Below are 17927 nucleotides of genomic sequence, written 5' to 3'. Positions count from 1 at the left end.
GATGAGATCGCGGAGCAGGTGCGCCGCGCCCTGGGCCTGTCCATGACGGCGGCGCAGATCGAAAGTGTCCTCCGGGGTGAGGCTGGCAGCACCGGCGAACAGGCCAGGGAGATCATCCATCGGGAGGCCGGGGCCTACGTCCGCCGCCTGCTGTCCGCCATCGCGGAGAGTGGGCTGGATGCCCGTGCCATGCCCGCCGTCTTCCTGGGCGGCGGGGCCGCGCTGCTGAAGCGCCATGTGAGCGATAATCCCAAGTGGGAGATCATCCAGGGCGATGCCCTGAAGCTGCTGGGAGGTTTCTCCCCTGGAACCTTTGACGCCGTCATCACCGACCCGCCCTACGCTTCCGGGGGCCGCACCCAGGCGGAGAAGAACAAGTCCACCGCCAAGAAGTATTCCAGCATGGGCGACAGCGCGCCCCCGCCCTTCGAGGGGGACGCCAAGGATCAGCGTTCCTGGACCCGCTGGGCGGCGGAGTGGCTGGCAGACGCCCGGAAGCTGTGCAAGCTGGGAGCGCCGGTGTGTATGTTCATTGACTGGCGACAGCTCCCCGCCGCTTCCGATGCCCTCCAGTGGGCAGGCTGGATCTGGCGCGGCACCGCCGTCTGGGACAAGGGCAACTCCCGCCCCCAGAAAGGCCGCTTCCGCCAGCAGGCCGAGTACATCGTCTGGGGCTCCAACGGCGATATGCCCATCAACCGCCCCGTCCCCTGCCTGCCGGGGGTGTTCAAGTACGGCAACCCCCAGAACCGCATCCACCTGACGGAGAAGCCCCTGCAGCTCATGCGGGACATCGTGAAAATCACCGAGCCGGGCGGGCACATCCTGGACCCCTTCGCCGGGTCCGGCACCACTGTCCTGGCCGCCGTGCTGGAGGGCTACACCGCCACCGGCATTGAGGTGACAGACGAGTACGCCCGCCTCGCCAGGGAGCGGATCGCCCAGGAGCTGGCCCAGGCGGCGTGACCGATAACTGTCTGCCGATTCATCTGGATATTGTCAAAAAGGTGCGGTATGATGTGGGCTACCAAACAACAGGAGGTGTCGCAAAATGAAAGTGAAATTTTCCTTTGACAAAGCCGCCGTAGAGCGGCGAGGCCACACGCTGGAGGATGTTCACCGGACGGTAAAAAGCCTGTTCGCCGCCCACAGCCTGCCCTGTGTCTCCGAGGGTGACCCCCTGTCCTTCCAGGACAAGGGCCACGGCGATGACTTCGCGTGTATGTGGGATATTATCCTGTCTCTGCTGCGCTCGGACTGGTTCATGGCCTGCGCCACCGCCTGCGTCTGGCAGGATGAGGACGGCGAGGAGGACGTACTCGCCCAGGCCGGAAAGGCACGGGGTGCTGTGTAACATGGGGATGAGCCGGAAAGAAATCACCTTCGATCTGAGCCAGGAGGCGCTGAGACAGCACTATCCCCGCAAGGAGACGGGCCGGGACCCGCAGTTTTTCAAGCGGGCCTACAAGGACATCCGGCGGTTTATGGAGACCAACGGCTTTGAGCGGCGACAGTATTCCGTGTATGTCTCCACGGAGAAGCTGACTGCACTGGACGTTGCCCTCCTGACCCAGAAGATGGCGGAACAGCTTCCCTGGCTGCGGCACTGCGTCAGGGAGATCACGGCAACAAACATCGGGGCGCGGCACAGCCTCCTGGGCCTGCTGCGCGACCATACGCCGCCCGCTGAACTCCTGCCGCCGCCTGTTCGGCGGGAACGGCAGAAAAACAGAAAAGCAATGCAGGAACGATAGACGGCAAGGTGAATACTATTCACCTTGCTTCTCTTTTTACAGAAATCTGGGTGAATCTATTACACCCGGCAGGAGGTGAGAAGTTGCCAAAATCTACGATCTACGGCTGTTTTTTCTTCAAAGCCAGCCATGCCCAGGAGCTGATGGAGGTAAAGACCGCACAGCCCATCCAGGTGGAGGTGGTCAAGATCCTTCAACTGACCGGCCAACAGTTTCAGAACTTTTCCGCTAATTTACTGCGGGATATGCCCTTCCTCATCCCCAATAAGCACCTTACTGGCTACGACAAAGGAGTGACCCGCTGCCTGCTGGTGACCACCAGGGGCCGCAGGGACGGTATCCTGGTGGACTGCCAAGGCTACAACTACGCCCGGTATTCGTGCTATATCCCCGAAAAGCGGAGCCTGGATCTGCGTGATGTGCCGGTAGACCACTACGATCTGAAGCTCCGGCAGCCCCGGCGCCAGCGGGAGCGGTGATGATTTTCTCTTCGAGAGAGCGGGCGCCGCCCGCCCGTTCCAATCAACCTACCGCTTGGAGCGAAGCCCCGCCGCTGGCGGGGCCGAGGCCGACACCGCCCCCTGGGCGGTGTCGGCGCAAGCATAGCGCAAAGATATCTTTTGCGCGCTTGCAGGGGTAAGCCCCTGACCCCAATGCCGCCTGCGGGCGGAAATTTTGCGGCCCACAGGCCGTGGAAAGGAGCGTTGATGCAAAAGAAATACGAGATATGCCTGCGGCTGTCCAAGGAAGAAAAAGAACTGTTGGAACACAGCGCCCGTCTCTGCGGTCTATCCAAGACGGCCTATCTGCGCCGCCTGCTGTTGGGAACGGAGGTCAAGGCCCGCCCCTCCCAGGAGATCAAGGAGCTGCGGACGGAGATCCACCACATCGGCAACAATATTAACCAGATCGCCCGCAGCGTCAACGCCGGTATCGCCAGGGCGGAGGACGCTAAACGGGGGCTGTTCCTGCTGGATCAGGTCTACGAGCTGATGATATGCAGAAGCAGGCCGCCGCTAAAATCGACCGAGGTATTGGTAAAGTAGAGATTTCCGCAGAGAATCCCCAAGCGGTAGCCAGCCGCACTCTGACAGACTTCAAACCCAAGCGGGGCAAGCGCCGCTACTGGGGCAGCGGATACTTGGGTCAGACCAAAAGTGGGCGCTGGAACGGAAGGTACACGGTGACCTGGCCCGATGGGACAAAGCGCACCCGAGACATCTACGCAGACACGGAGGAGGAATGTGAAAAGCTGTTGGCAGTAATGATAACCGAGATGAAAACAGAGGTAGCCGCCGAAAAGGAGCGGCTGAGGGCAGAGAATAAGGCAAGTTGAGAGTTGCGGCCCACCGGGACACCCCCGGTGGGCCAGTTTTTCTCTGTCTGTGGGCAAATATGTGGTCAAGGAGTACCCAGCCGTACCAAGCAAGCAGAAATTGTCACGAGAATGGCAGGTCTGAAACAGATAATGGAGATTTTCAAGGCCATAAATCAGCCCTTATCCTCAGAGCAGCGTGTGCGCTGGTACAGACAAAGAGGTCTGCAAAGATTTTTTATGCTAATTCTAATGGTTTATAGGCATTTCTGCTCCTTTTCATTTACTCTCTGGCACTCTCTGAGACCAGTATCTCCATGTGTTCCACGTCTGTCTGTGGCTAATTATGTGGTCAGGAAATAAACCGCATCCTCAAAGCCCTCTCATGGTCACTATGTAAAATGCTTCGTTTTTGCTCCCGGATTTCTCCGTTTTAGATTGCAATTTCCTATCGACTTTTGCCTCCTCATTCGATATTGTGTTGCTTGCGAAAGCCCTGCAAATTACTGAAATCAGGAGGAAAAAGTATGACCAGTACGAAAAAACGCATTACCGCCGCACTGACGGCAACCATCCTCGCAACAACCCTCGCTATCCCCGCCATCGCAGTGGAGGCCCCGCCCATCCGGGTGAGCAGTTACAAGGGCAGTACTTTGGAGGTGGGAGAGCGCAGTGGCCTAATCATCGGCCCCAGCGGTGCGGACTACTCCGTCACCTCCAGCAACCCGGACACGGTAGCGGTCGAGCAGGTGCTGACCTTCTGGGTGGCTGTCGCCAAGGCGGAGGGGAGCGTGGAAATCACCGCATCCAACAACGCTGGGGAATGCGGGAGCATGACGTTGACGGTCGGTCCCGCAGCCCCCGCCGCGCTGGAAGCACCCGCCAGCGGGGACAGTGCCGGCCTGACAGACAACCTGGAAATACGGCAGGAGATGATCCGGCTCATCAACCAGACCCGAAAGGACAACGGGGTACCGGAGCTGCCGGTCAACGAGGCTCTGATGAACGCCGCCCAATCCTGCTCCAACCGACGCTACACCTGGCATCACGCTCCAGAGGAGAGCCAGGCCGCTGTGGACGCCGGCTACCCCTACGGCTTCGGGTCCAATCTCACCGTGTTCACCAGCACCGCCGACGCCGCCCAACGCGCCGTCGACAACTGGATCAACTCCCCCGGTCACTTCGAAACCATGATAGACCCCAGATGCGACTGCATCGGTGTAGGTGTGACCCAGTACGACGACGTCACCTACTGCTACATGTTCGTCGGGATACCCAACAGTGTCAACTTCTATGCATAAGCGAATAGTACTCAAGGAGGGCCATCCAGGAAGATGGATGGCCCTTCCTCGTGGCGGCACAGAGTATAGACAGGAAAATACAGCACCGGGGAGCAGATTTACTGCTCAGATATTGCGTAACCGAAAACAAAGAATGAAACCCTTTCCGTTGACCTGCCCAAGGTTCAGGCCAGCTCTTTGCAAAACGATATAGAGTGTGGTAAGATAGGGTATCATCGCCGGGAGTGTGCAGCGTATGAACAACGACAAAGTATTTCAGATGGATTTTGGGAAGATCTACGGGCTTCTGTTGGATAAGGCCACCAGGAAGGGCCGGACAAAGGCCGAGGTAGATGAAGTCATCTGCTGGCTGACGGGGTATAGCCTGGAGCAACTGGAGGCATCCCGCTCCGCTGCCGTCTGCTATGGGGACTTTTTCCGCAACGCACCCCAGCCCAACCCGAACCGGACGCTGATCAAGGGCGTTGTCTGCGGCGTCCGGGTGGAGGAAGTGGAAGACCCGCTCATGCGGGAGATCCGCTACCTGGACAAGCTGATCGACGAGTTGGCAAAGAGGAAGCCGATGGAGAAGATTCTGCGGAAATAGGAGGAAGCAGCCATGTGGGTATGTCCTAAGTGCGGTCGGTCGTTCAAAAACAAGGAGCAGAGCCATTACTGCGGGAAGCCTCCGGCGACGATTGAGGAGTACATTGCCGCCCAGCCAGAGGAAGCGCAGGACTATCTGCGGCAGATCAACGCCGCTATCAAGGCCAGCATCCCGGAGGCCAGGGAGAAGATCTCCTGGAGTATGCCCACCTACTGGAAGGGCCGCAACCTGATCCAGTTCGCGGCCTCCAAGCGGCACGTCGGCCTGTACCCCGGCCCGGAGGCTGTGGAGGCGTTTGCCGCCCGGCTGACAGAGTACAAGACCAGCAAGGGCACGATCCAACTCCCCTACAGCAAGCCGCTCCCGCTGGAGCTGATTGGGGAGATTGCGAAGTGGTGCGAGGAGAATAATTGAAAAGTGTGGTGAAAATAATGCGGTATAGTTTGCGTCCATTATTTACTTGTCCTCCAAACTCGGCGGAAGAACTGTTCCAAAAGATTAAACATTGTATCTCTGTTTTTAATCCAGAGTGGGTCAAAAAAATAAAACCAGATTCAGATAAAGACATACGCTATTTGGAAAAATTAGTTATGCATACATACGGAACGCCACTGCCTGCCTCATACAAAATGTATTTGCAAGAAATGGGGACAGCAGATGGTGGACTTTTTTCAGAGTACTTAACTTATGAAATGTCAAGATTCTATGGGAGAATGGCCTGTGGCGCAGCGGACGAGATTGAAGATTTATTAGATAGATCCACCAGAGGACAAGAAATAAAAGAATCACCAAGCGAACCACCGTATTGGCATTTTGCTCTCTCACAGTTCTCAGGAGAAGGCTGGGGCTTTTCTCCTAGCACTACAATTCCTGATCAAATTATCAAAAGGAACGGCCACTTTGTTGCTTATACCAGCGACACATTCTCCAGTCTGCTATTTTACTTTGCATTTTCATATATGTTTTATAGTGCAACCAGCCACAGCACCAAACTTAATAATAAGACCTTCAAATATCTTGCAGAGTCTTATTCCCCAGAGGCATATGAATGCCATAAAGTTGAATTTTATGTAAAATACCCACAAGAATGGGCAACTCCAGGACATACTGCACTTATTGACTTTTTGAACGTCTTGGAAAAAGAATTTTCTTTTGAAGAGTGCTGGTTCAGTGGATTTAAGAAATTCAATTTGTTTGATATAAATGGTCAAGAGACTTTGTATCCGTGGGAGTTTTCACGATACATTGGATTTCACACTGCATCAGATCTAATAATCAGTATAGATAATCGCTACGCAGCTGGTGAGAATTATCCTACCAGTGGTGGAATCAGGATTATGAGTCAAGATATGCCCTGCACCAAGCAGATTATGGATACGATTTTACAAAGGCTTGAATTATATGATGAAATGTATTCAATCCAAAAATTATAGGAGTCTTATTCCTCATAATCTCCTGTAGTAGATGCCTGTCCGCCTCCCATAGAAAGCGGGCAGGCAAAAACACGCCCCCCATGAAAAAAGTCTGTAACGTTTTTCCCTCTTGTACGTTAATATGGCAGAAGGAGGTGAACGGCCATGGAATTTGAGGATGCCTACCAGCGGTATTTCCGGGACGTGTACCGCTTCACCCTGGGACTGACCCAAGACGGACCGTTGGCGGAGGAGATTACTCAGGAGACATTTTTCAAGGCGCTCAAGGCGTTTGAGAAATTCGATGGCTCCAAGGACATCCGCTCTTGGTTGTTCACCATTGCCCGAAACGGGTTCTACGACCACTGCCGCGCCCAGAAGCGCACCATCTCTCAGGAGGAGCTGCCCCAAGAGTTGCCGGAGGGAGTGCGTATCGAGGAGCAGGTGGAGGACGAGGAGCAGGCGTTTGCCATCCACCAATTCCTCCACAGCATGGCGGAACCCTACAAAGAAGTATTCACCCTGCGAGTGTTCGGAGAACTGCCCTTTGAGAAGATTGGGCGGCTGTTCGGTAAAAGCGCCAACTGGGCGCGGGTGACCTTCTACCGGGCAAGGGTACAGATTACGACACAAATGGAGGAAACGGAACATGAAATATGAGGTTGAATGTGGTGTCATCCACGATTTGCTGCCTCTATATGAGGACGGAGCAGCCAGTGAGGAAACCACGCAGCTGGTGCGGGAGCATTTGAAAGACTGCCCCGTTTGCCGGGAGGAACTGCGGAAAATGCGCGTTCCCATCTCCATGCCCGCAGAGAAGGACGGGGAACTGTGGGAACGGTACAAGCGGCGTCAGGATCAACTCCGGCGGAAAAAGAACATTAGAACCGCCTGTGTTCTGTTCCTGTTAGCCGCTGTGGTTGTGTTCTGTCTGTGCTACACCTTCATCCCCCGAAACTGGGACTGGGTGAGCGGCGTGACTGAACCGGATCGAGTGAAGGGCACCTACACCTACACTACCTTTCAAAGCGGTTCCCCTGAACTCGACATCTGGTGGCTGAACAATGCTTCCGGTGCTACCTTGACCAACGTCGTCATGGATGTGCTAAACGATGCGACCTACCGGGCGGAACTGGGTAACCTACTGAGCTATATCCCCTTTTTGCCCCAAGATACATCGGTGGAGGGGCTTGAGGGCTCAATCGTTCTGGATCTGGTAAAAGACAATGTAACTGTCGCAAATGTCATACTCTACAACGTGGGCAAGGATTGCGAGGTTCATGTCGATGTGTGGGATCAGCCATACGGCACATTCAGCTATCACACCGACCGGGAGATATTTGACCAGATTGCCGCCATAATTTGTGAATATGGGGAGAAACAATGATATAAAATCCCATCTGACTTAATAGCAGAATAGTTCCACACTGGATGCCTGCCCGTCTTCCATTGAGAGCGGGCAGGTTTTTCTGTGCTCTTAATTTTGCAAAAAAATTTTGTGGGATTTTGCCGTCTCCGGTGTATAGTAGGACATACGAAGAAAAAGGAGGGAGTCATCGTGGAGGATACGCGGCTGGTTCACGCCCTGCAAAACCGGCAGAATGGGGCGATGGAGCAATTCCAGACGGCGTACACCCCTCTGCTTCGGTACATCATCGCCCCCATCCTCCCTGACGAGCGGGACCGGGAGGAGTGCCTATCCGACGTGCTGCTCCGGGTGTGGGACTCCATCGGCGCCTTCGACCCGGGCCGGGCCGCCCTGACCACCTGGCTCACCCATCTGGCCCGAAACGCTGCTCTCAACCGCCGCCGAGGGAATGAGCGCCGCAGGGAGGGCGGTACACTGGACAAGGCCATGCCGGACACCGCCGACGGCCCGGAGCAGTCCCTTCTCAAAGCGGAGGCGGCGCGGGCTCTGTGGGCGGCGGTTGAGCGGCTGGGCCGCAGGGACCGGGACCTGTTCCTGCGCAAATATTACTACTACCAGCCTACCGCCCAAATCGCAGCCGAATCGGGCATGACCGTCCGGGCAGTGGAGGGAAAGCTGTACCGCATCCGCAAGCATTTACAGTCGGAACTGGGAGGTGTATTCCATGGATGAATTTGACCGTCTGCTCTATGAAGGCTCCGCCCAACTGCCGCCCGAGCTGTCCGAGCTAAAGCCCCCCTGTCCGTGGAAAAAGCCCATCGGCCAGATCTGCTGGGGGCTGGCGCTCATTACCATCACCCTCAACTTTTTCGGCCTGAACACCATTCTGCCAGCGGTGGGGACGGCGCTGCTGTGGCTGGGCCTGACCCCCCTGCGGCGGGAGAACAGCGGGTTCCGCTTCGCCTACGCCTGTGCCACCCTGTACGCCCTGCTACGCCTGACCACTGTGTTGTTCCAGGCGACACCCCTGGATCATTGGCTTGCCAGTCTGATTGGTCAGGAGTGGAACACTACCACCGGCCCGGTTCCTCTCTACGATGCGCTGTGGACAGTCCTGATCCAGATGGTTCTGGTCTTTGTGGTCGGCGGACTGTGGCAGGGATTGAAGGGAATATTCTATCAGGCCGGACAGAAGCCTCGCACCGCTGCCGCTGGAGGGCTGGTCATCCTGGAGGCCCTGCTGATCCCTATGGCCCTCATTGGACTGGAGGGTTGGCTGCTGGTGGGGCCGCTGCTGATTCTATGGATCTGCCTGATTCTGAGTCTGCGCAGAATCGGCAAAAGTCTGGATCAGGCGGGCTATGCCATGAAGCCCGCTCCCATGGCCGTCTCCAATGGACTGGCCCTGGGGGTATGGCTGGGCCTCCACCTCCTGATCATCGCCGTTATGCCGCTGCTGTTCTCCCGCCTGCCCGCCGGTGTCCAGACGCAGGTATATGGTACGACCGCCAGCGACTCTCCTCTCCGTTCTGAGCTGCTGGAGCTGGGCTTCCCGGAGGATATTCTGGGTCGGCTGGATGGCAGTGAGCTGGCCCGGTTTGAAGGGGCCTATGGAGCGAAAAAAGAGGGGTATCGCAATGACGAAAGCGATCTTCCAGACGGGATGCCCAGCATTGTCACTGTGGAAGTCCCGGTGCGGGACGAGAAATATGGGTTCCACACGGTCTATCTGGCCTATCTGCGCTGGAACCCAAATGAGGCCTCCGGCGGCTATATGGAGGGCATCCAGGTCGCCCAGGACTATCAGGGCGTCACGGCTTGGACCACCCAGCCGGACGGAGTGCTGAAATGGCAGGACAGTGCCGGGAACGCTTACACCACGCCGCTGGATTTCTGGTTCGATACAGACAACGCTGGAACACCCTGCTATTACGCCAACTTCTCTCTGCCGGAGGATGTCAGCGGCCCCACGGAAGGCTTCCTGTTCTGGGAGGTGACACCCACTTTCCCGGAGGCCATCTCTCTCTACAATTTCTCCGTGACCGCCGCTCACAAGCGCAGCTGTTGGCAGTACCCCTACACCCTGCCGTCTGAACTGCTGGCCTCCGGCTTCCATGCGCCAAGCTGGCAGTGGCGGATGTACCAATGGACCTCCGAGGGCCAGCTGGCCCCGGAAGGACAGTATGATCCCCAAAAATATTGAGACCGTTCGGCGTTCTGAACGAAAAGGCACAGCCCCGTTTCTACTCATACAGAATGGCTCATCATCACCCCTAATATTTTCCGATGCACTCACCCGCCAGACTCAACTCTGGCGGGTGATCTTTTTTCAGCAAGTTTGTTTTTGGTTGAAAAGTTCCATCTTTTCGTTTTTCTCTGTTGCTTCACTCCCAATTCGCCTTTGCGTTTCTATTGCCTCTTAAATTATTGTGGTACAACGGTTGGAACCCTACCGAGAACACGAAACCGAATAGGGACTTGTTTTGTATTAATATATGACTTATTAACTTTTCGGCTTTGACTGGTAATATAGTGTCAATATTTCAGAATCACAACAACATCAGGATATTGAGAAATTCTGCAACGAAACTGATAGAAAATATTCGACATTTATTTACAATTTATGCTATAATGTAGGTACAAGTAGGCGTGAGGTGATTGTTGTGGAAGAATTATTTAGCAGTAACCTTTTTGCGATTTATATCATAGCATGTATTACCGTCATATCATATACAAACTTCAGGGAGAACCAACGTATGTTCTTACTGTATCTGTTCGCATATGCGACCGCCTTTTTTCAAATCTTCCGTATTTCATACAGCCTTGCTTTATTATTGATAACTACTTTTGTTTTTTTGGAATATTTGACTGAGGATATTAAAAAGTTATCGCTAATCACAAAACTCCGCTTTAAAATTTGTGATTATATATTTATGATGATATTCCAATATCATTTTATATATGTGTTCTGCGCTTTCTTGATTCTCCATCTATCACATTACAATAATTTTTATACTATACAAAATTTGCTTCAAATTGTTTCTGCTATACCTCTTTGGTGTGGAATACATTTATCTATATCTCAACCTTTCAAAATAAAAAGCATTACTGAAATGTGTCAAGTTTTTGAAGCGTTCCCACCATATGAATTTGACTATCAAGAAAAAATGCAAGAAAAATTCGATTTACTTTGTGCATTTGAGGATAGAACTTATTTTCAGCGAAAAAAATCCTACTCTTGCGTAACATTTGAATTTATAAAATGTTCTGTGAAAAATCACTTTTCTTTAGGACAAAATTTTTTTCTAGTTATAGGATCGATACTTCTGCATTCCCCTCTCACTTGGTTTATGTCCCGTGGACACTCCACCCCGGAAATGCAACTATTGAGGACTATTGGAATAGCTCGCGGATATGATAAATATAAAATTAAACGAAAAATTTTTGAAATTGTATATGGAAAGATATTTTTCACTTCACTAAAGGAATATCATCAGGCTAATACATATTTGGAATTAGAGCATTATCGACACTACCTACTCTATATCTATTTTCAAACTGTGATGACAAAGTTAAAAGGGAAAAAATACACTCCATTGTCATCTGTATTCAAAAATGATAAAGATATTAGCAATTGGTCTATGAACGGGCTGTTTATCGCTTGTTTAGGGTTAAGTTTTCGAAGCATTAGCGATTTCTCTTTGGAACTTTTCAGCAATATAATTCAGGAGTTTTCGTTGGATGTCGACCAAATTAAAAAATTGAACGAAAATTATCCTGAAATAAAATTTCCATCTGAAGATAGATGACAATTCCCTCTGAACTAACTACTTTCAAAGGTCCGTTTGAGTCGCATAATCCAATACTCATAATGTCCACATCCTATATTTGTTCAGCACTCCAGTTTTCTCTGCCTGAAACAGCTCCATCCCGCCAGCGCCGCGCCCACAATCAGTAGCACTGCGATGCAGACCGCCTCCGCACCTTTTGACACGTAAAACTCCGCATAATCCCAGGTGGGTCGGAAGAAGAACGCGCCGCCCACCACCCACGTGGCAAAGAACCCGCCCATGACCACAAACAGCGGGAAGGCTTTCAGCAGCATAGATACATAGTTGTCGCTGAACCGGGAAAGGAACAGCGTCACAGCACCAATTCCCAGTCCCAGGGCCAGCACCATCCCGACCAAAACGGCCAGATATTGCCCATAAGTCCAGTTGAACCAGGGCGTTCCAACGGCCCAGACCGAGTTGCCCAGGGGACAGTCTTTCAGCGCGAGAGGACCCTGAGCCAAGAACGGAATGGCGTAAACCGTCATATTCATCGCACTCAGCAGCAATGCGGAGACCAGTCCTGCCGCCAGCTGGGTATGCAGAATCCTCCTTCCCCGCCGGCTGGCCCACTGGAGGGGTCTCGTTCGACGCAGCCGGTCCCGCACCAGGGTGGGTGACAGCAGCAGAATGACACTTATGGCTGTCCATTGGGCCAGATACTTGAGATAGTAGTCGGTGGAATCCATCACCGACCCGCTCAGGAGGCTCCTGGGCCAACTGTTTACCGCCAGCATTTGTGCTTTCTCTTGTGGGGTGTAGGACTCGAAATAGTCATGCTGCCGGAGATAGTCTCTTGGGTCGTCATAACGCTCCAGCATCTGCTGGATGATCGAGATCGTATCGCAGTTAGTGCGGTTTCGGATCTTCCGCTCCGCTTGCATCTCCATTTCATCGTGGTCGCGCCGACCAGAAAAAGTCTGAAAGCTGTTGTAGTCGGTCACACCCACCGCTGCGGCTTCGGGGATTTCCTCCAGCTGTCGGTCAAATATGGCAATCTCCTCCGCCAGCCTGCTGTCCAACTCTGCCCGCTCCTCTGGCTCCAAGGTAGGTCCATACTGCGCCACCCACTCCACCGACAAATCGAACTCGTCCTGGGCTGAGGGACCGTTGGAAAAATGCTCAATATAGAAGCTGGGGAACATGTAATAATAGATCAGCCCCAGCAAAACAATGCCCGCCAAAATGCCGGGCCGCCAGATCTTTTTCAGCTCCTGCCAAAACAAGCTCATGTTGATACATCCTTTCTGCCAAAGCGCCTCAATGCCAGCGCAGTCCCCAGGCCGCAAATTGTCAGGCTCAACCCTGTGCCAACGGTCTCCTGCCAGGGAACAAAAGCGTTCAAGCCCAGTTCGGTAAACCAGCCATTGACATATAGCCAAACACTGACCGGTTGGAAGGTCAGCAAGGCATAGCCCATCCAAAGTCCAACCTGGGCGCAGAGGGCCTGAGCCGCCGCACCTCCACACAGCAGCAGGGTCAGCGCCAGGGCGGACAGGTAGATATTCTGTACCAGCGTCCCGCAGACTGCTGCCAGCAGAGCGAACACCACAGTCAGCAGTCCGCCCAGCCCCACTACCGACACGAGGTAACTCCCGGCGGTAAAGTCTGCCCAGGTGAAAAAGGGGCGACGGACAAACATATCAATGACATAGTTGAACTGACTGGATACACTACCGCTCCAGATGTCGCTCCAGTCCCAGAACACCAAAAACATGACCAATGTAACCGCTGCCAGCAGCAGATAGATCGCCAGCGCCCAAATGCCCCCGGCCAGCACCTTCCAGTGGCACAGCTTTCGCCCGGTGCGAGATGCGTACACCCCCGCCGCCGTCCGCTGCTGGTTTTCATAGCCCAGCAGGAACAGCATGGACAGCATCCCCAGCACCGCCCCCTCGGTGAGGATGGCCCGCATCAAGGCCCCGTAGAGAAACTGGTGGACGTTGTGGCTGGCCGGACCGCCATACCAGTCCATAGCCGCCCCCGTTTCCGACAGATGGGCAATTCGCTCTGCCAGTCGGTCATATTTGCGCTCCATCAAAGCCGCCGCTGTAGGGGAGCTTTTGACGTAACCGTTGTAAAAGCCTGAGAGAGATTTCAGATCGTAGTCCACATAGATGTCCGTCATACCCTCTGCGGCGGACAGCAGGTAATCCCGATGCTCCGACTGTGGTTGCTGCCGCAGCCCATCCAGAAAGTCGGTATCTACCCGCTGGCCCAACCCGCCGGTCAGGGCAGCGGCTTCGTTCCACTCCCACCGCCAGCGGTCCCCGCTACCAATGAGCAGACAGTTGAAGGCCAGACACAGAGCCAGCACACCCCAAAAGGCGGGTAGGCGGGCCAGCTTGCCCCACTCATACCGCAGCAGCCTCATACCTGCCCCTCCCGGTAGATGGCGAGGAAGGCGTCCTCCAGGCTGGGCGTCACCGGGACAGTGCCCTGGGGCGGGGTGTCGCTGAAGATACGTAGAAGCGTTCCATTCTCCCCCTGCCGCTCACTGAGGAGGAACTGATTTTCCTCCAGAGCGGTCCCCGCCGGGACCTCGAACACCCGGCCTTTCATTTTGCCGCAGATCCCCGCCGGGCTGTCACAGCAGAACAGCCTGTGGTCCCGGAGCATGACGATCTGCCCGGCGATGGTTTCAATGTCGGAGACGATATGGGTGGAGAGGATGACAATGCGATCCTCCGCCAAAGAGTGGATCAAATTACGGAACCGCACCCGCTCTCTGGGGTCCAGGCCGGCGGTAGGCTCGTCCAGAATCAGAAGCCGGGGATCGTTGAGCATGGCTTGGGCGATGCCCACTCGATGGCGCATACCGTTGGACAGCTGCCGCATTTTCTTGTGTTCCGCATCGGACAGCCCCACCAACTCCAGCAGTTCGCTGATCCGCCGATCAGCCTCTTTCCGGGGGATACACTGGAGGGCGGCAACGTAGCGCAGGAACTGCCGGGGAGTGTAACCGGGATAGTAGCCGAACTCCTGTGGCAGGTAGCCCAGCAGCCCCCGGTAATCCTCGTCCAGAGCGTGGATGTCCTCCCCCTCCCACAAAATCTGCCCGGAAGTGGGAAACAGCAGGGTGGTGAGCATTTTAATGAGGGTGGTCTTGCCTGCCCCATTGGGAGCCAGCAGACCGTAAACCCCAGAAGTAAATTGCAGAGAGATGTCCTCCAGGGCGGCAAATTTACCATAGCATTTGGTAACGTGTTCAACCGTAAGCATAAAAACGACCTCCTCGGTTGGGATAACGGAGCATCCGCTCCAGAGTCAAAACACAGTATGCCAGCCCGGCGGCAGACAGGAAAAACAGGACGAGTACGGGAACCCGAAACAGCAGTTCACCTCCCCGCTCCCAAACCAGCAGAAGCAGTCCGGTTACGCCCCAAAAAGCAGGGGGAAGCACCATTCCTCGGCGGAACCTCAGGCAGAACAGTGTCAGAGCAGCGTAGAGAAACAGACTGGAAAAGGACAGGCCCAGCATCCAGGCCAAAGACCAGCTCTGCCCGGAGGTCAGCCACAGCAGGATGTTGGTGGGGACGCACACGATCACTGCCAAACCTCCAAATACCAACATCCGCAGAGCCAGAAGGGTACAGGCCGAGAGTTTGCAGCTCCGCCGCCACTCCGCGACGCCGCTTGCTGTGTCTTTCCAGGCAGTCAGCAGATGGAGGGCAGCGTACAGGGCGGGAGAAAACAGAAACAGCATCGGAGCCATGGGGTCAAAGCGTGCGATTGCCGCACCTGGAATCAGGCACAGCAGCGCCGCCAGCACAGGGAGAAACAGGCAGTCCTCTACCCCGAAAAACACCACGGACAGGGGAATACTCCGCCGCCTGGCTCTCTGCTCTACCCCGCTCAACTCCACAATGCGCCGGATGGCTGCTTGCCGTTCCTCGCCTGTGGGCATGGGGATTTTTTCATCCATGTGGATCAAACTCCTCTCTGATCCGCCCCAGAAGGCGGTAGTATTGGCTTTTCACCGCCGGCTCCGACTGACCCAGGGCGGCGGCAATCTCTCCGAAGCTCTGTTCCCCGTAGAGCCTTAGCCGAAACACGGCTTGAAGCGAGGGAGACAACCCGGACACATAGTCCTCAATCCGCTCCAGCAGCTCCCGGTCATGAATCTGGGAGACAAAGTCCTCCTGAACAGGCAGTTCGATTTCCTCCAACGGCGTAGTCATGGGCCGGGACTGGCGGCGGGCGTCGATGACCTTGTTGGCGGCGATACGGTAGAGCCAGGTGCGGAAAGCGGCCTTCTTCGGGTCGTAGGAGGGAAGCGCCCGGAGGACCGCAAGGAAGATGCTCTGGGTCAGATCCATGGCATCCTCCTTGTGTCCGGTCTGGCGGTAGATAAAGATGTATATCTCATCGTAGTACCGCTCCACCAGTTTCTCCGCCGCCTGACGGGAGCCGCTGCGCTGGATGTTCCGTATCCACTTGCTCTCCTGCTCCATAGCCTCACCGCCTTTCCCTTATTGATATATTCGTATGACAGGGTAACATCGTTGCAGAAAAAAGAAAAGTTTTTTATTTCTGGTTGAGGTCCTCGCCCTAACGGTTTGTATCGAGGTTTCAAAAACTGCTTCGCCTAAACAAAGAAATACAGCTCATCATCACCCAAAAAGTTTCCGATACGATCATCCGCCAGGCTCAGTTCTGGCGGGTGATTTTTTCTGTAGCACAGATTTTTTTGGACGGAAAATAAAAGTTCGCTTTTGGCCACCGGAGGTTGTGGTATAGGGATAAGGGGAGCTACTCTCTGAATTGGTAAACATTTTGTAAACTCACTTATAGGAGAGTTCGGTTTCAGCCATCAGAGATTGTGGTAGAAGGATGAGGGAGTCAGCGCATAAGGGCAGAGGAAAAACTGACTCAACAGAAAAGGAGTTCAAGCGCAACATGAAAGAATCCAGCTACAGGAGCTACGACGAACTGCCGCTGTTCCTGAACGCAGCAACGGTGGCAAAGGTGCTGGGCATCTCACCGTCCAGTGGGTACGAACTGATGCACGAACCGTATTTTCCTGTTCTCAAAATCGGCAGCAGGCTCGTAGTGCCCAAAGAGAAATTCGCAGAGTGGGTGTCGCAGCACACCCAAGGAGGTGCAGATTGAAGTACACACCGCGGCCCAAGCATGATCCAGTCAAGAACTACTTCCAGCTGCCCAACGAGATATTCCTGCTGGGCCTGTCGCCCGGCGCACTGGCTGTCTACTCGTACTTGCTCTGCTGTGAGAACAGGAAGACGTACCAGTGCTGGCCCAGCTACAAGACCATTGGCAAAGCAGTGAGGATGAGCGCCAACACCGTCCGCAAGTATGTGTGCGAGTTGGAGGAGCGGCAGCTCATCAGTACAGAGAACACATCCGTCACCACCAAGGCTGGCCTGAAGCGCAACGGCAATCTGCTCTACACCATCTGTCCGATCCAGCTGGCGCTGGATCAGTTCTATGAACAGCAGATGGCGCAGATGGATGTGGCAGCTGAACGTCAGCGAGTCGCACAAGCACTTGCGCTCCGCAGTGACAGTGCGCACTCAGCGTGACAGCCTGTGCGCCGCTGTGTGGCCTCGCTGCTATCCGGAAGGTAACAAGCCGCAGTCCATCGCAAACGCCGCCGTGTCAAAAGCGTGTGGCCGGTGTGCGCCAACCAGCGGAGTTAGCATAACCGAAAGTGGCAGGTGAGCCGGGGGGTCGAAAAAAGTGCAGGATAAAGGCCGGGGGTCGCTTACGCGCCCCCCGGCCAGCCACACCGCCCCGCAGAGCGGGTCGGGGCTTTTCCATAGGTGGTCGGAATTTCAACTTTTTGCTGTGGCAGGTGGTCAGTATCAGCAAATCCAGAGAGAAAACCGCCATGTTCCGCCTTTTCACAAGGTGGCTGTCACAGGTGGTTTTCCGGAATTTCACGGGAGTCAGTGCGGGGGTCATTTTTCACCCTCTGGGGTCAACTCGGGGGTCTGGTTTTCCTCTGTCCTTACAGCCGCCGCAAAACAGGCGGATTTCGGCGGGGATATGTGCAAGAATCTGCGAAGATAAAAGTAGAGACCCCAGAGAGCAAAAATGCTGAGCAGCAAGTTGCCGCCCAGCATAACGTCAAAGCCAAGATCGTCAGTTCATCCGCATTCCCATCTGCGGCCGCTCAATCGTCTGCTCAAAAAAGTCAACCAACTGATCCATAACACCCTGCGCCGCATAGACCGTGGCAATCATGAACGCATCTGGATCCACAGGGCTCAGGTCAAAATCGCACCCAAGGCTGCGAATCCACTGTGTAAAAAAGACCCGCTGTGCTCTGCCGTTGCCTTCCCGGAATGGATGCAGCATATTGACCGTGTGGTAAAAGTCCGCTATCTCTTCCGCCAG

23 protein-coding genes are annotated in these 17927 nt (G+C 54.6%); 17 read left to right on the top strand and 6 right to left on the bottom strand.

Translation table 11 applies throughout. From position 1 onward, the window contains the following. The first annotated feature begins 189 nt into the window (after positions 1 to 189). The 15 genes from NFS22_RS19300 (at position 190) to NFS22_RS19230 (ending at position 11546) form a co-directional block, all read left to right on the top strand. The gene (locus tag NFS22_RS19300; RefSeq protein ID WP_478293235.1) at positions 190 to 966 is read left to right on the top strand and encodes a DNA-methyltransferase; all 777 of its coding nucleotides are present in this window, start codon (positions 190 to 192) and stop codon (positions 964 to 966) included. Between the two features lie 85 nt (positions 967 to 1051). Further along, a complete protein-coding gene (locus NFS22_RS19295) occupies positions 1052 to 1354 on the top strand; it encodes a hypothetical protein (RefSeq protein ID WP_160572052.1) in 303 nt (100 codons plus the stop codon). A gap of 7 nt (positions 1355 to 1361) precedes the next feature. Continuing rightward, the gene (gene vapD / locus NFS22_RS19290; protein WP_251319356.1) at positions 1362 to 1754 is read left to right on the top strand and encodes a VapD family protein; all 393 of its coding nucleotides are present in this window, start codon (positions 1362 to 1364) and stop codon (positions 1752 to 1754) included. A gap of 83 nt (positions 1755 to 1837) precedes the next feature. After that, positions 1838 to 2233: a DUF6329 domain-containing protein gene (locus NFS22_RS19285; RefSeq protein ID WP_251319355.1), complete on the top strand. Its 396-nt coding sequence runs from the start codon at positions 1838 to 1840 to the stop codon at positions 2231 to 2233. A 228-nt stretch (positions 2234 to 2461) separates the two neighbouring features. Next, positions 2462 to 2800, top strand: a complete 339-nt coding sequence (locus tag NFS22_RS19280; RefSeq protein WP_251319354.1) for a plasmid mobilization protein — start codon at positions 2462 to 2464, stop codon at positions 2798 to 2800. Next, positions 2752 to 3090, top strand: coding sequence for a hypothetical protein (locus NFS22_RS19275; RefSeq protein WP_251319353.1), 339 nt, complete (start codon positions 2752 to 2754; stop codon positions 3088 to 3090). The genes NFS22_RS19280 and NFS22_RS19275 overlap by 49 nt, the downstream gene beginning before the upstream one ends. 506 nt (positions 3091 to 3596) lie before the next feature. Continuing rightward, positions 3597 to 4370, top strand: coding sequence for a CAP domain-containing protein (locus NFS22_RS19270; RefSeq protein WP_251319352.1), 774 nt, complete (start codon positions 3597 to 3599; stop codon positions 4368 to 4370). A gap of 235 nt (positions 4371 to 4605) precedes the next feature. Further along, positions 4606 to 4956, top strand: coding sequence for a DUF2200 domain-containing protein (locus NFS22_RS19265; RefSeq protein WP_251319351.1), 351 nt, complete (start codon positions 4606 to 4608; stop codon positions 4954 to 4956). 12 nt (positions 4957 to 4968) lie between these two features. Continuing rightward, complete coding sequence (locus NFS22_RS19260) at positions 4969 to 5370, top strand: iron chaperone (protein ID WP_251319350.1); 402 nt, start codon at positions 4969 to 4971, stop codon at positions 5368 to 5370. Then, a complete protein-coding gene (locus NFS22_RS19255) occupies positions 5367 to 6389 on the top strand; it encodes a hypothetical protein (RefSeq protein ID WP_251319349.1) in 1023 nt (340 codons plus the stop codon). The genes NFS22_RS19260 and NFS22_RS19255 overlap by 4 nt, the downstream gene beginning before the upstream one ends. 144 nt (positions 6390 to 6533) lie before the next feature. Then, positions 6534 to 7028 carry an RNA polymerase sigma factor gene (locus NFS22_RS19250; protein ID WP_251319348.1) on the top strand — a complete coding sequence of 165 codons (495 nt, stop codon included), beginning with the start codon at positions 6534 to 6536 and terminating at the stop codon, positions 7026 to 7028. Continuing rightward, on the top strand, positions 7018 to 7755 hold the full coding sequence (locus NFS22_RS19245) for a zf-HC2 domain-containing protein (protein WP_251319347.1): 738 nt from the start codon (positions 7018 to 7020) through the stop codon (positions 7753 to 7755). The genes NFS22_RS19250 and NFS22_RS19245 overlap by 11 nt, the downstream gene beginning before the upstream one ends. A 171-nt stretch (positions 7756 to 7926) precedes the next feature. After that, positions 7927 to 8469 carry an RNA polymerase sigma factor gene (locus NFS22_RS19240; RefSeq protein ID WP_251319346.1) on the top strand — a complete coding sequence of 181 codons (543 nt, stop codon included), beginning with the start codon at positions 7927 to 7929 and terminating at the stop codon, positions 8467 to 8469. Continuing rightward, entirely contained in the window at positions 8462 to 9940 is a 1479-nt protein-coding gene (locus tag NFS22_RS19235; protein WP_251319345.1) for a hypothetical protein, read from the top strand. The genes NFS22_RS19240 and NFS22_RS19235 overlap by 8 nt, the downstream gene beginning before the upstream one ends. Positions 9941 to 10400: 460 nt before the next feature. Further along, positions 10401 to 11546 carry a hypothetical protein gene (locus NFS22_RS19230; protein ID WP_251319344.1) on the top strand — a complete coding sequence of 382 codons (1146 nt, stop codon included), beginning with the start codon at positions 10401 to 10403 and terminating at the stop codon, positions 11544 to 11546. An 83-nt stretch (positions 11547 to 11629) separates the two neighbouring features. Here NFS22_RS19230 and NFS22_RS19225 read toward each other — a convergent pair whose 3' ends face one another. From NFS22_RS19225 to NFS22_RS19205, 5 genes are read right to left on the bottom strand one after another with little or no spacing between them, the layout of a single operon-like run. Further along, positions 11630 to 12799, bottom strand: coding sequence for a hypothetical protein (locus NFS22_RS19225; RefSeq protein ID WP_251319343.1), 1170 nt, complete (start codon positions 12797 to 12799; stop codon positions 11630 to 11632). Then, on the bottom strand, positions 12796 to 13941 hold the full coding sequence (locus tag NFS22_RS19220; protein ID WP_251319342.1) for a hypothetical protein: 1146 nt from the start codon (positions 13939 to 13941) through the stop codon (positions 12796 to 12798). The genes NFS22_RS19225 and NFS22_RS19220 overlap by 4 nt, the downstream gene beginning before the upstream one ends. After that, a complete protein-coding gene (locus NFS22_RS19215; RefSeq protein ID WP_251319341.1) occupies positions 13938 to 14789 on the bottom strand; it encodes an ABC transporter ATP-binding protein in 852 nt (283 codons plus the stop codon). The genes NFS22_RS19220 and NFS22_RS19215 overlap by 4 nt, the downstream gene beginning before the upstream one ends. Next, complete coding sequence (locus NFS22_RS19210) at positions 14776 to 15492, bottom strand: hypothetical protein (RefSeq protein ID WP_251319340.1); 717 nt, start codon at positions 15490 to 15492, stop codon at positions 14776 to 14778. The genes NFS22_RS19215 and NFS22_RS19210 overlap by 14 nt, the downstream gene beginning before the upstream one ends. Then, positions 15485 to 16021, bottom strand: coding sequence for an RNA polymerase sigma factor (locus tag NFS22_RS19205; RefSeq protein WP_251319339.1), 537 nt, complete (start codon positions 16019 to 16021; stop codon positions 15485 to 15487). Before NFS22_RS19205 ends, NFS22_RS19210 begins: the two co-directional genes overlap by 8 nt. A gap of 445 nt (positions 16022 to 16466) precedes the next feature. Between NFS22_RS19205 and NFS22_RS19200 the strand changes: the two genes are divergently transcribed. Then, a complete protein-coding gene (locus NFS22_RS19200) occupies positions 16467 to 16679 on the top strand; it encodes a helix-turn-helix transcriptional regulator (protein ID WP_251319338.1) in 213 nt (70 codons plus the stop codon). Next, positions 16676 to 17110: a helix-turn-helix domain-containing protein gene (locus tag NFS22_RS19195; RefSeq protein ID WP_251319337.1), complete on the top strand. Its 435-nt coding sequence runs from the start codon at positions 16676 to 16678 to the stop codon at positions 17108 to 17110. Before NFS22_RS19200 ends, NFS22_RS19195 begins: the two co-directional genes overlap by 4 nt. 562 nt (positions 17111 to 17672) lie before the next feature. On the opposite strand, the gene NFS22_RS19190 is transcribed toward NFS22_RS19195, so the two are convergent. Continuing rightward, a partial coding sequence (locus NFS22_RS19190; RefSeq protein ID WP_251319336.1) for a Fic family protein occupies positions 17673 to 17927 on the bottom strand: 255 nt, incomplete at its 5' end.

Origin of the sequence: Flintibacter muris (assembly GCF_943192995.1) — a bacterium.
Lineage (GTDB): Bacteria > Bacillota > Clostridia > Oscillospirales > Oscillospiraceae > Lawsonibacter > Lawsonibacter muris.
The sequence above is the reverse complement of the archived record's forward strand: the minus strand, read 5'-3'. Positions and strand labels throughout refer to the sequence as shown.

Excerpts from the sequence above, each read along its gene's own strand:
- NFS22_RS19300 (WP_478293235.1), top strand. The coding sequence starts at position 190 with ATGCCCGCCGTCTTCCTGGGCGGCGGGGCCGCGCTGCTGAAGCGCCAT.
- NFS22_RS19295 (WP_160572052.1), top strand. The coding sequence starts at position 1,052 with ATGAAAGTGAAATTTTCCTTTGACAAAGCCGCCGTAGAGCGGCGAGGC.
- vapD (WP_251319356.1), top strand. The coding sequence starts at position 1,362 with ATGAGCCGGAAAGAAATCACCTTCGATCTGAGCCAGGAGGCGCTGAGA.
- NFS22_RS19280 (WP_251319354.1), top strand. The coding sequence starts at position 2,462 with ATGCAAAAGAAATACGAGATATGCCTGCGGCTGTCCAAGGAAGAAAAA.
- NFS22_RS19275 (WP_251319353.1), top strand. The coding sequence starts at position 2,752 with ATGCAGAAGCAGGCCGCCGCTAAAATCGACCGAGGTATTGGTAAAGTA.
- NFS22_RS19270 (WP_251319352.1), top strand. The coding sequence starts at position 3,597 with ATGACCAGTACGAAAAAACGCATTACCGCCGCACTGACGGCAACCATC.
- NFS22_RS19265 (WP_251319351.1), top strand. The coding sequence starts at position 4,606 with ATGAACAACGACAAAGTATTTCAGATGGATTTTGGGAAGATCTACGGG.
- NFS22_RS19260 (WP_251319350.1), top strand. The coding sequence starts at position 4,969 with ATGTGGGTATGTCCTAAGTGCGGTCGGTCGTTCAAAAACAAGGAGCAG.
- NFS22_RS19250 (WP_251319348.1), top strand. The coding sequence starts at position 6,534 with ATGGAATTTGAGGATGCCTACCAGCGGTATTTCCGGGACGTGTACCGC.
- NFS22_RS19245 (WP_251319347.1), top strand. The coding sequence starts at position 7,018 with ATGAAATATGAGGTTGAATGTGGTGTCATCCACGATTTGCTGCCTCTA.
- NFS22_RS19235 (WP_251319345.1), top strand. The coding sequence starts at position 8,462 with ATGGATGAATTTGACCGTCTGCTCTATGAAGGCTCCGCCCAACTGCCG.
- NFS22_RS19225 (WP_251319343.1), bottom strand. The coding sequence starts at position 12,799 with ATGAGCTTGTTTTGGCAGGAGCTGAAAAAGATCTGGCGGCCCGGCATT.
- NFS22_RS19220 (WP_251319342.1), bottom strand. The coding sequence starts at position 13,941 with ATGAGGCTGCTGCGGTATGAGTGGGGCAAGCTGGCCCGCCTACCCGCC.
- NFS22_RS19215 (WP_251319341.1), bottom strand. The coding sequence starts at position 14,789 with ATGCTTACGGTTGAACACGTTACCAAATGCTATGGTAAATTTGCCGCC.
- NFS22_RS19210 (WP_251319340.1), bottom strand. The coding sequence starts at position 15,492 with ATGGATGAAAAAATCCCCATGCCCACAGGCGAGGAACGGCAAGCAGCC.
- NFS22_RS19205 (WP_251319339.1), bottom strand. The coding sequence starts at position 16,021 with ATGGAGCAGGAGAGCAAGTGGATACGGAACATCCAGCGCAGCGGCTCC.
- NFS22_RS19200 (WP_251319338.1), top strand. The coding sequence starts at position 16,467 with ATGAAAGAATCCAGCTACAGGAGCTACGACGAACTGCCGCTGTTCCTG.